The sequence below is a fragment of the Sphingopyxis sp. YR583 genome, from assembly GCF_900108295.1.
Classification (GTDB): Bacteria; Pseudomonadota; Alphaproteobacteria; order Sphingomonadales; family Sphingomonadaceae; genus Sphingopyxis.
On record NZ_FNWK01000001.1, the window covers coordinates 1,953,307 to 1,967,826 of the forward strand.

The following is a 14,520-nucleotide window of genomic DNA, read 5'->3' on the forward strand; positions in this document are numbered from 1 at the left end:
GGTTGAATCTAACGCCGTTTGCGCTCGCGTTCCACCTCGGCGCGAGCGACCAGTGAAATATCCTGTGCACGGATCCAGTCGGGCGAGCCCTGGGGCAAGCCCTGCATCGCCAGTTCGGCATTACGCAGTGCGAGCCCCGACTGTCCACCCTGAAGACTGTAACGTTCGGCCGAGGCGAGCGCGGCGCGCGCCTGATCGCCCTTGTTCGCATAGACGATGCCAAGCTGATACCAGGCGAAGGGATTCTGGTTGTCGAGCGCGACCGCGGTTTTCAGCACCTCTTCGGCTTCGGCATAATTGGCCGGATCCTCGGTCGCGATCAGCGCATGGCCCAGCGTGGCGCTGATCAACGGTTGCGATCGCGACAGGCTGACCGCCCTGCGCAGCGCCGGGATCGCTTCCTTCGGCCGTCCCGATTCGAGCAGCACCTGACCTTCGAGTTCGAGGAAATAGGGATCGTTCGGGCTCGTCGCGAGCAGGCCTTCGACCTCGGTCAAAGCCTTTTGCGGATAGGCGCTCTTGTGCCAGGCATAGGCACGCGCATATCGCGCCGGGATGGTCGTATTGCTCTCGGGGAATTTGCGCAGCGTCCGTTCGGGCTCGGCCATATAGCCCGACAGCTTGGCCTTGATCCGCTGGAAGCGCGCCTCGATCTTCGGGTCGGCGGGCTTTTCCCATGCGGGATCGATAACATAGACCTCGCGCAGCGCCTGAATGCGGTCGCCCGACATCGGATGGGTGCGGCCATAGGCCTGATCGTCGTCCTGCTTGACCCCGTACCGAAATTCGAGATTTTGCAGCTTCTTGAAAAAGGCAAGGCTGCCGCGACCGCTGATCCCGGCCTTTGACAGATATTGTGCACCGGCGGCGTCGGCAGTCGATTCCTGCACCCGGCTGAACGCGAGGAATTTGCCGAGCGCGGCCTGTTGTCCCGCCATCATGATCCCCATGCCGGCTTCGCCGCCCCCCGCCGCGATCGCCGCGGCCCCGAGCAGCAGGCTGAGCAGGGAGATGTTCGTCGCCGCCTTGGCGCCGTCGTTCACGCGGATCGCGTGGCCACCCATGACATGGCCCAGTTCGTGGGCGAGCACGCCTTGTACCTCTTCGGCGCTGTCGGCGGCTTCGATCAACCCGCTGAAGACATAGATGTCCTGGCTTCCGGCGACAAAGGCGTTGATGCTGCGGTCGCCGAGCAGATGGACGCGCACCTGCCCGGGCTTGAGCCCCGCGGCGACGAGCAGCGGGTCCATCATGTCCTGGAACAAGGCCTCTGTTTCGGCGTCGCGCAGGATCGACTGTGCCGCCGCCGGACGCATCGCGATGGCGAACATCGCAAGCAATGTCAGCGCGATACGAAAAATGGCGCGCAGCCTGTGCGCACCGCACGCGGGCGGCGGGAAGGGGGCAGTCATCCCCGCCTCTCTTGCGCCGCGCGCCTGAACCCCGAGTGAAGCCATAAGGGCTTATTGGGGGGCAGGTCGCGCGGACGCAAGGTGCAGATCATGCTTATGCGATCAATCGGCCCCGATCAGTCACAGCACGATCGGTTTGCCCGATCAATTGCCGCCCGATCGGTTCGGCCGATCAATTGCCGAAGGTGCGTTGCCACCAGCCGCGGCGGGGTTCGCCGTCGGGGCCTGCGCCCTCGCTGTCGGCATCCGCGGCAACCGGTTCGGCTTCACCCGCGGTTGCGGGTTCGGCTGCCGCTTCGGCCGCAACCGCCTTTTTCGCACGGCTTGCGCGCTTTTTCGGCGCGGGCTTCGCGGGTTCGGCCTCGGCTTCGGCCGGAGCCGAGGCGGCGGGCGCTTCGACAACCGGAGCTTCGGCGGCGGCCTCGGCTGCCGCAGCGGCCTTGGTCTTGCGCGGTGCGCGCTTGCGCTTCGGCTTTTCCTCGGCGACCGGGGCCTCTTCGGCGACCGGCTCGGCGGCTTCCGCGACCTCTACCGGAGGCGCTTCTGCTTCGACGGCAGCCTCTTCGGCAACGTCGGTCGCATCGGCCTTCTTGCGGCCACGTCCACCACGGCGGCGGCGGGGCTTGGCTTCGGCTTCCTCGGCGTCCGTTTCAGGCGCAGCCTCGACAGCTTCGACCGGTGCAGCTTCGGCTGCGTCGGCTTCGGCGCTCTCGCCTTCGTGATCGTCGGCTTCTTCGCCACCTTCGACGATCTCATTGCCTTCGTCATCGCGGCGACCACGGCGGCCACGGCGGCGGCGGCGGCGACGCTTGCGGCCTTCACCGTCTCCGTCGCCTTCCTCACGGTCGCGCGCGCCTTCTTCGCGATCACGCGAGCGGGCAGGGCGTTCGTCGGCGGCCTCTTCTTCGGCTTCTTCTTCCTCGTCCTCGGGATAATCGTCGTCGTCATCGTCCTCGATCGGCGCGATCGGGGCGAAGCTGCGGCGCGCGACCGGCGGCGGGCCGCTGACCTCGACCGCCATGCGCGCACCCTCGGTCTCGCCGTCGGGCAGGATTTCGACGGTTACGCCATAGAGTTCCTCGATTTCGCGCAATTCGCGGCGCTTTTCGTTGAGGAGGTAGAAGGTCGCTTCCTGGCTTGCGCGCAGGGTGATCTTGTTGCCCTTGCCGCGTGCGGCTTCCTCTTCGATCAGGCGCAGCGCGCTGAGACCGGCCGAGCTGGCGGTGCGGACGAGGCCGGTGCCTTCGCAATGCGGGCACGGACGCGTCGAAGCTTCGAGCACGCCGGTGCGCAGCCGCTGGCGGCTCATCTCCATCAGGCCGAAGCCCGAGATGCGGCCGACCTGGATGCGCGCGCGGTCGTTCTTCAGCGCATCCTTCATTGCGCGCTCGACCTTGCGGACGTTCGAGCCATGATCCATGTCGATGAAGTCGATCACGACCAGCCCCGCCATATCGCGCAGGCGCAGTTGGCGGGCGATTTCGGCCGCAGCCTCGAGGTTGGTGCTGAGCGCGGTCTGCTCGATATTATGCTCGCGCGTCGAGCGGCCCGAGTTGATGTCGATCGACACCAAAGCCTCGGTCGGGTTGATCACCAGATAGCCGCCCGATTTGAGCTGGACGACGGGATTGAGCATCCCGGCGAGCTGGTCCTCGACCCCATAGCGCTGATAGAGCGAAACGGGATCGGCATATTGCTTCACGCGCCGGGCATGGCTCGGCATCAGCAGCTTCATAAACTGCTTCGCGGCCTTATAGCCCTCGTCGCCTTCGACGAGCACTTCTTCGATGTCTTTATGATAAATATCGCGGATCGCGCGCTTCACCAGGTCGCTGTCCGAATGGACGAGCGCGGGCGCGCTCGATTCGAGCGTCTTTTGGCGAATCTCGTCCCACAGGCGCGCGAGATAGTCGAAGTCGCGCTTGATCTCGACCTTGGTGCGGCTCATCCCCGCGGTGCGGACGATGCAACCCATCGTCGGCGGCAGCGCGAGTTCGTCGATCATCGCCTTCAGCTTGCGGCGATCGGCGCCGTTCGAAATCTTGCGGCTGATCCCGCCGCCGTGCATCGTGTTCGGCATCAGCACGCAATAACGGCCGGCGAGCGACAGATAGGTGGTGAGCGCGGCGCCCTTGTTGCCGCGTTCTTCCTTGACGACCTGCACCAGCATCACCTGGCGGCGACGGATGACGTCCTGGATCTTGTAGCGACGACGCAGCGACATGCGGCTTTCGCCATCCTCGTCGTCGTTCCGGCGGCCACGTCCGCGGCCCCGGCCGCCCTTGCGGCCGTCGCGTCCGCGGCGCTTGCGGTCACCGCCGCGGCCGTCCTTGCCTTCTTCGGCGCCATCTTCGGCTTCGCCGGCATCGCCATTTTCGACGTCGCCATCCTCGTCGCCGTCGCCGTCGCCGTCTTCGCCGATGGTTTCGGGGGCGGGCGCGTCGCCATTTTCGTCTTCGTCATGATATTCGACGTCGGCGACATCGCCTTCGAGCTCGTCGAGGTCTTCCTCGGCGCGCTGTGCGGCGGCGGCGGCATGTTCGGCTTCTTCGCGCAGCAGCGCGTCGCGGTCTTCTTTCGGAATCTGGTAATAGTCGGGGTGGATTTCGCTGAAGGCGAGGAAGCCGTGGCGATTGCCGCCATATTCGACGAATGCCGCCTGCAAAGACGGTTCGACACGGGTCACCTTGGCCAGATAGATATTGCCCTTGAGCTGCTTGTGCTCGGCGGACTCGAAATCAAACTCCTCGATTCGGTTTCCCTTGGTGACGGCGACCCGGGTTTCTTCCCGGTGCCGCGCGTCGATCAACATGCGCGTGGTCATTAGATACACTCCAAGCGCGCGTCAGCGCGCCATCAAAAAATCCCGCGAACCTCCCCGAGGGAAAGCCACGGCGGATACGGGTGAAAAGAAAAAATACGTTATTGCCGAAAGGAGCCTGCGTCCGGTCCTGGACGCGCATGCGGTCTTCAAATCCGGCGACGGCCGGGGCGAAAGCGCCCGCGTCGGGATTCAAAGAGGGCATGGCAAGCCTCATACGGCATCAACCTGTTACGGGATGAGCGGGCGGGCAGGGCGGGCGTTTGCGAACGCCCTGACTGTCCGGTCAACCGGGTGGACTGGCGGCAGGTCGCCCTTCCCCGCATGTCCGGCACCAAGGCGGCCATGATCCGCACATAAGCGGAGCAGGCCTTCCCCTCAAAAGGCCGGACGGCACCGGGAACGACACCGTCAGTGAGGGCGTGCTAGCATTGGCATCTGCCGACGGCAACCACAACCACCGCACAAAGATAGGTTGGTGCGAAGGTGTTGCAAGAAAACCCGCATCGGCGAACAGGTTGAATTGCCTGCCAACCCCGCCGGTTCAAGCGCGTTTGGCGCGCGATGCCTAATGCTCGATTCACATTATTATGCGGCCTGCCACCTGCGTCATCCAATAAGCGCTGGACCCGCGCGCGTTTCCGGCGGCATAGACGCGCCATGAGCCTGCTCGCCCTGCTTGGCATGATCGCGTCTCCGTCCGCAGCTGTTGCGGGACGGCCAACCGTCGATCCGACGTTCGACAGGCCGCGTAGCGAGTTACGGGTTTCGGCTGGCTTCCGTGCCAAGCGCCCTGGAAAACGGTACAGCGTGACCGTTCCGATCGGGAAGCCGAGGCCGTCGGTGTCGCTTCCACGCATCGAAGGGCCGGCGGACGGCCGCCTGCCGCTTGTCGTGATCGACGCGGGGCATGGTGGGCACGATCCCGGCGCGATCAGCCCGCACAGCGGAAAACGCGAAAAGGACATCACGCTCGCGCTGGCTCGCGCGATCCGTGCCGACCTTCTCGCCTCGGGCCGCGTGCGTGTCGCGCTGACACGCGCCGACGACCGCTTTCTGGTGCTCGAGGAACGTTATGGCATCGCCCGGCGGCTGAAAGCCGATCTGTTCATCTCGGTGCATGCCGATGCCGCGGAGAATAGCGAGGCGAGCGGCGCGTCGATCTACACATTGTCCGAGGTTGCCTCCGACCGCGAGGCGGCGCGGCTCGCGGCGCGCGAGAACAAGGCGAATATCATCAATGGCGTCGATCTGGGCGCGCACAGCGGCGATGTGTCGGCGATCCTGCTCGACCTCACGCAGCGCGAGACGATGAATGTCGCGTCCGATTTTGCGCGCTTGCTCCAGCGTGAGGCATCGGGCGATGTCAAATTCCGCACCACCGCGCATCGCTTCGCCTCGTTCATCGTGCTGAAGGCGCCCGATACCCCGTCGGTCCTGTTCGAAACGGGTTTCATCTCGAACAAGGAGGACAGCGAATTCCTCGCTTCGTCCGCCGGACAGAAACAGGTCGCGCGGGGCGTGCGTAACGCGGTGCAGGTTCATTTCGCGCGGCGGATTGCCCCGCGTTGAAGCCGACTTGCCGGCTATAATATAGTCTTGACTAACTTTTCTGTGGCGCACAACTTTCCGCGGCTTGTCGCGGGAGAGACGCATGGCATGGAGCAACTGGTCGGGTAGCGTCACCGCAAACGGCGCGGTCGCGCGCCCGCAAAGCGAGGACGAACTGGCGGCGCTCGTCCGCAGCGCGAGCAGGCTGCGCGTCACCGGCGCCGGGCACAGCTTCATGCCGCTTTGCGAATCGGGTGAATTGATCGTCAGCCTCGACAATCTGGCGGGGACGATGCGTATCGCCGCCGACCGCCGGACCGCGCGCATTCCCGCGGGCTGGAGCATCCGCCGCCTGACCGCGGCACTGTGGGAGGAGGGGCTGGCGCTCGCCAATCAGGGCGACGTCAATCCGCAGTCGCTCGCTGGAGCGATGGCGACGGGCACGCATGGCACCGGGGTCGATCTGGGGTCGCTTGCGACTTTTGCGAGGGGTTTCCGCCTCGTCGGCGCCGATGGCGAGACGCATTGGTGCGATGCCGAAACCAACGCCGACCTCTATCAGGCGCAGCGCCTCTCGCTCGGCCTGTTCGGTGTCGCGACCGAAATCGAGGTCGCGGTGGTTCCCGCCTTTCACCTGTCCGAGCGGATCGAAAAGCGCCGCTGGGCCGAAATTCGCGAGAGCTATGACGAGTTGGCGCGGCAGCACCGCCATATCGAATTCTGGTTCTTTCCGCACAGCGACCATGTGATCCTGAAAACGCTGGATATCTGCGACCCGTGCGACCCGCCGCCGAGCACGACCGACATGGAGGAGGCGACATTCCGGCGCATTCTCGACATTGCGGCGCGGCTGCCTTTCCTCACGCCCTTTCTGCAGCGTCTGATGATGCGAACGAACATCAGCGGTCGGCGCCGGGGCCCTGCGCACGCCATTTTCCCCTCGGATCGCACGATCCGGTTCGAGGAGATGGAATATGAAATACCGCGTGCCGCCGGGCTTGAAACGCTCGACGAGGTTGTCGGCTGGATCCGCAAGAAACGGCTGCCGGTCACCTTCCCCTTCGAGTATCGCACCGTCGCCGCCGACGATATCTGGATGAGCCCGATGAACGCGGGGCCCGTGGCCGCGATCTCGATGCACCAATATGCAAAAATGCCCTGGGCTACGCTGTTCGCCGATGCCGAGGCGATCTTTCGCGGTGCCGGGGGGCGGCCGCACTGGGCCAAGCGTCATACGCTGAGCCGTGCCGACGTCGCCGCGCTTTACCCGATGGCTGCGCGCTATACAGCGGTTCGCCGCGCCGCTGATCCCGGCGGTAAATTCCTCAACCCGCATCTGGAGACATTGTTCGCATGACGACCGACCGTGAATTGCACGACCATCTGATCGGCCAGCAGGGATCGCGTGCCGACCTCAACACGCCCGTGCTGATCCTCGATGTCGATGCGCTCGACCGCAACATCGGGCGAATGGCGGCGCTCACGTCGGATCGCGGCGTCGCGCTGCGCCCGCATGCGAAGACGCACAAGAGCGTCGATATCGCCAAACGCCAGATCGCAGCGGGCGCGGTCGGCGTATGCTGTGCGAAGATCGGCGAGGCCGAAGCGCTGGCCGGGGGCGGCGTGACCGATATTCTGATCACCTCGCCCGTTGCGGCGCCCGCAGCGATCGAACGGCTAGCGAAACTGGCGGCGACCGCCGACGGGCTGATGGCGGTGGTCGATCACCCGGCCGTCGCCGAGCGGATCGACGCGGCGCTGGTGGCCGCGGGGGCGAAGCTTGACGTCATTATCGACATCGACCCCGGCATCGCGCGCACCGGCGTCGCGTCGGCTAAAGGGGCCGTGGCCTTGGCGAAGGCGATCGCCGCATCGCCGAACCTCGAATATCGCGGAGTGCAATTCTATTGCGGGTCGCAGCAGCATATCGAAAGCTATGCCGATCGCCGCGCCGCGATCGTCGAGCGCACCGCCTATCTGCAGGACGTGATCGCCGCGCTGGCCGAGGCGGGCTTTGCGCCCGAAATCATTACCGGATCGGGAACCGGCACGCACCGCATCGACCTCGACCTCGGCGTCTTCAACGAGCTGCAGGCGGGCAGCTATGTCTTCATGGACAAGCAATATCTCGACTGCGACATCGCCGACGGCGCCGAACCCCCGTTCGAGGTTTCGCTTGCCGTCGACGCACGCGTTGTCAGTGCCAATCACAGCGGGCTCGTCACGATCGATGCGGGCTACAAGTCGCTTTCGACCGACGGCGGCGTCGCGGTCGTCCAGCGCGGAGCGCCCGAAACCGCCTTCTTCGCGTTCATGGGCGACGAACATGCCGCGCTGATCGCGCCGGGAATCGGGAACGAGCTCCAGCCCGGCGATCCGGTCAGCCTGACCGTGCCGCACTGCGACCCGACGGTGAATCTCTATGACCATTATCATATCGTCGCGGGCGACACGCTCATCGATATCTGGCCGGTGAGCGCGCGCGGCCGCGCGCGGTGATCGTCGCCGCGCGCCAGCCGCCAAAACAGGATCGCGCGCGGCAGACGCGCGAACGCTTGCTCGACGTCGCGGGCGACTTGCTTGCCGAAGTCGGGCTCGAGCGGATTTCGACCAATATGATCGCCGCGCGTGCCGGACTGACCCCGCCCGCGCTCTATCGCTATTTCGACGACAAATATGCGGTGATCGAAGCGCTGGGGCGGCGGTTGATGGAGCGCCAGAATGATGTGCTCGACCGTTGGCTTGCGTTGCATGCGGCGAGCGGGATCGCGGGCATGGCCGATCATATCGGTGCGCTTCTGGCCGAAAACGCCGCGGTGACGCGCGCCGAGCCGGGGGCGGTGTGGATATTGCGCGCGCTGCACGCGACGCCGCGTCTTGTCCACGTCCGGCTCGAATCGCATCGGCATGTGACCGACCGGCTCGCCGATGCCTGTGTGCCGCACCTTCGCGGTATAGACACCGCAGCGCTCTGGGCGCGGCTGCGGCTCGCGGTCGAACTCGGCTTTGCCGCCGACGAAATGCTGTATGAAGAGGACCGCGTTTCGGCCGCTGCCGTGCGTGCCGAAGTGTCGGATATGCTCGGCTCGGCGCTGCGCGATCTGGCAACCAGCGTCTAGTCTTGCGCCTCGCCGCATGCACGCTTCCCTTTCGTCGACACAGGCTTTAGAGGCGGGGGCATATGGCCGCCGATAGTCCGCCCGATTTCCGTTTGCGCCTGCGCCGCGACAGCAACGCCGTCATCGCATGGCTGAGCGATATGTGGGGGCGGCGCTGGTTCCGTTGGCTTGGCTATCTCGCGCTTGCGGGCCTGCTTGGTATCGCGCTGATCTGGGCGGTTTTTGCGCGCGATCTGCCCTCGGTCGACCAGCTTCGCGACTATGAGCCGGCGCTGCCGACGATGGTTCGCGACGGCGAGGGCAAGCCCGTGCATGCCTATGCGCGCGACCGGCGCGTCCAGCTCGAATATAGCGAATATCCGCAACTGCTCGTGCGCTCTTTCCTCGCGGCCGAAGACAAGACCTTCTTCAGCCATGGCGGGATCGACTATCCCGGCATCGCGACCGCGATCTTCACCAACCTGACCAGCAGCGGCCGTCCCGTCGGCGCCTCGACGATCACGCAGCAGGTCGCGAAGAATCTGCTCCTGACCAACGAGCTCAGCTATCGCCGCAAGGTGCGCGAGGCGATCCTCGCGATGCGCATCGAGGATGCGCTGACCAAGGAACAGATTCTCGAACTCTACCTCAACGAAATCCCGCTCGGCCGCCGCAGCTTCGGCGTGCAGGCGGCGAGCCGCGCCTATTTCGACAAGGATGTCGACCAGCTCCAGCTGCACGAAATGGCATTTCTTGCGATCCTGCCCAAGGCGCCGGAGAAATATGGTCGCGCGCGTAACGCGGCGGAAGCGCTCGCGCGCCGCAATTTCGTGCTCGGGTCGATGGAGAGCAATGGCTGGATCACAGCGGCGCAGCGTGACGCCGCGCGTGCGATGCCGCTTGGCCTCACCAACACGGGCAACACCGCGGTCGCGCAGGTCGGCGGCTATTATATGGAAGAGGTCCGGCGCCAGCTGATCGCCCAGTTCGGCGAAACCGCCGACAAGGGCCCGCACAGCGTCTATGCCGGTGGCCTCTGGGTGCGCACACCCTATGACGGCAAGATGCAGCAAGGCGCCACGATGGCGCTGCGCAAGGGGCTCCAGCGCTATGACGCGGGCAAAGGCTGGTCGGGGCCGATCGCGACGATCGAGGCCGACGACCAGTGGCAGAGCCGCCTCGCGTCGAGCTTCATCGGTATCGATTACGACAATTGGCGTGTCGCCGCGGTGCTTTCGAAATCGGCGGGTGCGGCGCGCATCGGTTTCGCGAATGGCGACACGGGCACGCTGCCCGCCAGCGCCGCGACGATGGGGTATCGCAAGACCGGCGGCAGCGCCTTTTCGGCGATGCGTCCGGGCGATCTGATCGTCGTCAAATCGAGCGGTGGCAGCAGCTATGCGCTGCGCAACATTCCCGAAGTGTCGGGGGGCATGGTCGTCGAAAGCCCGCATTCGGGCCGCATCTATGCGATGCAGGGCGGTTTCGACGTCCGTCTGTCGCCTTTCAACCGCGCGACGCAGGCCGAACGTCAGCCGGGCTCGACGATCAAGCCCTTCGTCTACGCCGCCGCGCTCGACAACGGCATGACCCCCGCGACGATGATCGTCGACGGACCCTTTTGCGTCTATCAGGGCGCGCGCTTCGGCAACAAATGTTTCCGCAACTTCGGCGGTGCGGGCGGCAGCGGCGAGCATACGATGCGTTGGGGTCTCGAACAGTCGCGCAACCTGATGACGGTGCGCACCGCGAGCCAGATCGGCATGGAACCGGTGGTCGAAATGATCGGCACGATGGGGATCGGCAAGCACGAGCCCTATCTTTCGACCGCGCTCGGCGCCGGGTCGACGACGGTCGAAAAGATGACCAATGCCTATGCGATGCTCGCCAATCACGGCCGCGAATTGAAACCGCGCGTGATCGATTATGCGCAGGACCGCCGCGGCAAGGTGATCTTCCCGGCGAACTGGAGGCCGTGCGAAGGCTGTAACAAGAAGGACTGGGACGGCCGGCCGATGCCGCGCTTCGCCAAGTCGGGCAAGCAGCTGATGGATCCGATCACCGCCTATCAGGTCGTCCATATGCTCGAAGGCGTCGTCCAGCGCGGCACCGCGGTGCGGCTGCGCGACCTCAATGTCCCGCTGTTCGGAAAGACGGGCACGACCTCCGGCCCGAACGATGTGTGGTTCGTCGGCGGCACTCCCGACGTCATCGCGGGCATGTACATCGGCTTCGACCAGCCGCGCAGCATGGGCGGCTATGCACAGGGCGGCAGCTATGCGGCGCCGATCTTCAAGGATTTCGCGCTCGCCGCGCTTGCCGATCGCCAGCCGATCCCCTTCAGTGCGCCCAAGGGCGTGCGCATGGTACGCATCGACCGTCAGTCGGGGCGCCGCGTCTATGGCAGCTGGCCGGGTACCGATCCCAAGGCGTCGATCATCTGGGAGGCCTTCAAGCCCGAGAGCGAGCCGCGCCGGACGATTCGCGAAGAGGAAATCAAGCCGATCAAGGCACCGAAGCGCTCGAGCGGTCCCGCGCAAAAGGGATCGACCGGCCGGACCGACAGCGATTTCCTCGACGACCGCGGCGGCATTATCTGACGTCGCGCACCGCCTTCCCCTGCGGCCCGTCAGGCCGTAAGGGCGGGATCAACATATTTCAGGAGCAAGGACATGCGCGCCGAAGCGCAGGATCATATCGACAAGATTGGCGCCGCGCTGGCGCTGTTGCGGCGTTTCCTCGACTGGGACCGCGCGGTGCGGCGGCTCGACGAACTCAATGCGAAGGTCGAAGACCCGACGCTGTGGAACGACGCCAAGGCCGCGCAGGAAGTCATGCGCGAACGCCGCCGGCTCGACGAGGCGATCACCGCGACGCGCGCGATCGAAACCGAATGCGCCGACACCGCCGAACTGATCGAGCTGGCCGAAATGGAAGGCGACGAGGCGATGGTCGATGAGGCGGTCGCCAGCCTTGCGACGCTCGCCGCGCGCGCCGAGGAAGACAAGATCAAGGCGCTGCTCGCGGGCGAAGCCGACGCGAACGACGCCTATATCGAGGTCCATGCTGGCGCGGGCGGTACCGAAAGCCAGGACTGGGCCGAAATGCTTCAACGCATGTACAGCCGCTGGGCTGAAAAGCGCGGACTGAAGGTCGAGCTGGTCGAATATCAGGCGGGCGAACAGGCGGGCATCAAGTCGGCCACGATGCTAGTGAAGGGCGAAAATGCCTATGGCTATGCCAAGACCGAAAGCGGCGTCCACCGCCTCGTCCGCATCTCGCCCTATGACAGTTCGGCGCGCCGTCACACCAGCTTCTCGTCGGTCTGGGTCTATCCGGTGATCGACGATAATATCGATATCGAGATCAACGAGGGCGACCTCAAGATCGACACCTATCGCGCTTCGGGCGCGGGCGGCCAGCACGTCAACACGACCGATTCGGCGGTGCGCATCACGCACATCCCGACCGGCATCGTCGTCGCGAGCCAGAACGACCGTTCGCAGCACAAGAACCGTGCGACCGCGATGGGCATGCTGAAGGCGCGGATGTACGAAGCCGAGCTGCAAAAGCGCGAGGCCGCGGCGTCGGGCGAATATCAGGCGAAGACCGAGATCGGCTGGGGCCACCAGATCCGTTCCTATGTCCTCCAGCCGTATCAGCTGGTGAAGGATCTGCGCACCGGGGTGACCTCGACGGCGCCGTCCGACGTGCTCGACGGAGCGCTCGACCCCTTCATGGCGGCGGCGCTGTCGCAGAAGGTGACGGGCGAAAAGGTCGAAGTGGAAGACATCGACTGATGAAGCGCGCAGCCGCCGTCCTGCTGGCGTTCCTGCCGCTGCTGAGCGGCTGCGACGCGCCGTGGGACGATGGCAGCGACCGCGCCGAAACCGCGCGCGACTTTCCGCCCGCCGACCGGCCGGTGGCACCGACGGTCTCGACCAAATGGTCGACCGAGGAAGCGCGCGACCGCGTCAACGAAGCCGATGATGTGATGGACTCGGCCGACGTCCGCCCGGGCATGACGGTTGCCGACATCGGCGCGGGCGACGGCTATTATACCGTGCGCCTCGCGCAGCGCGTCGGGGCGGGCGGACGCGTGCTGGCGCAGGATATCATTCCCGAAGTGATCGAGCGCCTTGCCGATCGCGTTGCGCGCGAGCGGCTCGACAATATCTCGCTCAAACTCGGGGCGGTCGACGATCCGCGCCTGCCCGCGGCGAGCTTCGACCGCGTGTTCATGGTCCATATGTATCACGAGATCGGTGAGCCTTACGCCTTCCTCTGGCGGCTGCGCCCGGCGCTTCGCAAGGGTGGGCAGGTGCTCGTCGTCGACGGCGATCGTCCGGTCGCGCAGCACGGCACGCCCTTCCGCCTGCTGGTGTGCGAGTTCGAGGCGGTGGGCTACAAACTCGTCTCCTACGACGACAAGCAGCATGCGGGCGGCTATCTCGCGCGCTTCGAGCCCGAAGGAAAGCGCCCCGAGCCCGATGCGATCAAGGTCTGCGACAATCCCTGAAGGGAATTGGCCCTAATAGACGATCAGCCGGTCGTCGGTGTCGATCCCGGCCATGAAGCTGACCAGCCCCGCCGCGCGTACATGCGGCACGAGTTCGGTGGCGGTCATGCCGGCGAGCGCCATGCCCGACTGGCAAACGAAGAGGGCGACCTCCATCGCGATCGCTTCCTCGACCAGCGATGCGAGGTCGGGCTGCCCCGCGGCGCGGCGCGCTTCGTCGCCCGAAAAGGACAGGGGAGCGCGCAGCAGGACCGCGGCCTCGCCCTGCAGGAAGATGCGCACCGGCCGTCCGAGCGCCGCCGCCGCCATCGCCGCTTCGAGCGCGGCATAAAGCCGCCGTCCCTCGGCGACCGCGACGATGATGTTCAGGCCTTGCATATCGGGCACTCGGGATCTTTGGGCACGCCGACCTCGCGCCAGCGCCGGTCGAGCATATCGATGATCGCGAGCCGTCCCGTCAACGCGGAGCCCCAGCCGCTGAGCGCGCGTACCGCCTCCAGCGCGGCCATCGTGCCGATCATTCCCGCGAGCGCGCCCATGACGCCGGTTTCGGCGCAATTGATCCCCGGCCGGTCGGGGTCGTTACCGACAAGGCAGGCGTAGCAGGCATGGCCCACGCGCCAGCCCTCGTAAAGCGCGACCTGCCCATCGAACGCGCCGATCGCCGCACTCAGCAGCGGAATACTCTGCGCCACCGCCGCGCGGTTCACGACGAGCCGCGTTTCGAAATTGTCGCACCCGTCGAGGATCAGGTCTGCGCCTTCGAGCAGCATATCGGCATTGCCCGCGTCGATCCGCTCGGCGACGGCGACGGCATCGACGTGCGGATTGATGCGCCGCGCCGCGCCGGCCGCAACCTCTGCCTTCAGCGCGCCGATATCGGCATCGGTGAAGAGCGGCTGCCGCTGCAGGTTGGACAGCTCGATGACATCATGGTCGATGATAGTCAGCTTGCCGACGCCCGCCGCCGCCAGATAGGTGATCGCCGGACAGCCGATCCCGCCCGCGCCAATGATCACGACATGCGCCGCCTTCAGCTTCGCCTGTCCCGCCCCGCCAAAGGCCGGGAGGATGATCTGGCGGGCATAACGGTCGAGTTCGGCGTCGCTGAGCACCGGT

General features: G+C 65.7%; 11 protein-coding genes. 7 read left to right on the plus strand and 4 right to left on the minus strand.

What is annotated here, in order from left to right:
• Positions 1–8 precede the first annotated feature (8 nt).
• Both BLW56_RS08975 and BLW56_RS08980 read right to left on the minus strand, forming a co-directional pair.
• Positions 9–1,412 (minus strand): M48 family metalloprotease, encoded by a 1,404-nt coding sequence (locus BLW56_RS08975; protein ID WP_093510181.1) that lies wholly within the window; start codon positions 1,410–1,412, stop codon positions 9–11.
• Positions 1,413–1,584: 172 nt separating this feature from the next.
• Positions 1,585–4,236, minus strand: coding sequence for an Rne/Rng family ribonuclease (locus BLW56_RS08980; RefSeq protein WP_177175889.1), 2,652 nt, complete (start codon positions 4,234–4,236; stop codon positions 1,585–1,587).
• 561 nt (positions 4,237–4,797) lie between these two features.
• On the opposite strand from BLW56_RS08980, the gene BLW56_RS08985 reads away from it, so the two are divergent.
• From BLW56_RS08985 to BLW56_RS09015, 7 genes are all read left to right on the plus strand, one after another.
• Positions 4,798–5,805, plus strand: a complete 1,008-nt coding sequence (locus tag BLW56_RS08985; protein ID WP_093510182.1) for an N-acetylmuramoyl-L-alanine amidase family protein — start codon at positions 4,798–4,800, stop codon at positions 5,803–5,805.
• A gap of 82 nt (positions 5,806–5,887) precedes the next feature.
• Entirely contained in the window at positions 5,888–7,141 is a 1,254-nt protein-coding gene (locus BLW56_RS08990; RefSeq protein WP_093510183.1) for a D-arabinono-1,4-lactone oxidase, read from the plus strand.
• Complete coding sequence (locus BLW56_RS08995) at positions 7,138–8,283, plus strand: DSD1 family PLP-dependent enzyme (protein WP_093510184.1); 1,146 nt, start codon at positions 7,138–7,140, stop codon at positions 8,281–8,283. The genes BLW56_RS08990 and BLW56_RS08995 overlap by 4 nt, the downstream gene beginning before the upstream one ends.
• Complete coding sequence (locus BLW56_RS09000) at positions 8,280–8,903, plus strand: TetR/AcrR family transcriptional regulator (protein ID WP_093510185.1); 624 nt, start codon at positions 8,280–8,282, stop codon at positions 8,901–8,903. The genes BLW56_RS08995 and BLW56_RS09000 overlap by 4 nt, the downstream gene beginning before the upstream one ends.
• Positions 8,904–8,965: 62 nt before the next feature.
• Entirely contained in the window at positions 8,966–11,482 is a 2,517-nt protein-coding gene (locus BLW56_RS09005; protein ID WP_093510186.1) for a penicillin-binding protein 1A, read from the plus strand.
• A 72-nt stretch (positions 11,483–11,554) separates the two neighbouring features.
• On the plus strand, positions 11,555–12,682 hold the full coding sequence (gene prfB, locus BLW56_RS09010) for a peptide chain release factor 2 (protein ID WP_093510187.1): 1,128 nt from the start codon (positions 11,555–11,557) through the stop codon (positions 12,680–12,682).
• Complete coding sequence (locus BLW56_RS09015; protein ID WP_093510188.1) at positions 12,682–13,401, plus strand: class I SAM-dependent methyltransferase; 720 nt, start codon at positions 12,682–12,684, stop codon at positions 13,399–13,401. Before prfB ends, BLW56_RS09015 begins: the two co-directional genes overlap by 1 nt.
• A gap of 12 nt (positions 13,402–13,413) precedes the next feature.
• On the opposite strand, the gene BLW56_RS09020 is transcribed toward BLW56_RS09015, so the two are convergent.
• Together BLW56_RS09020 and BLW56_RS09025 are read right to left on the minus strand one after the other, a co-directional pair.
• Positions 13,414–13,779 carry a DsrE family protein gene (locus BLW56_RS09020; protein WP_093510189.1) on the minus strand — a complete coding sequence of 122 codons (366 nt, stop codon included), beginning with the start codon at positions 13,777–13,779 and terminating at the stop codon, positions 13,414–13,416.
• On the minus strand, positions 13,767–14,516 hold the full coding sequence (locus BLW56_RS09025) for a HesA/MoeB/ThiF family protein (RefSeq protein ID WP_093510190.1): 750 nt from the start codon (positions 14,514–14,516) through the stop codon (positions 13,767–13,769). Before BLW56_RS09025 ends, BLW56_RS09020 begins: the two co-directional genes overlap by 13 nt.
• Positions 14,517–14,520 lie beyond the last annotated feature (4 nt).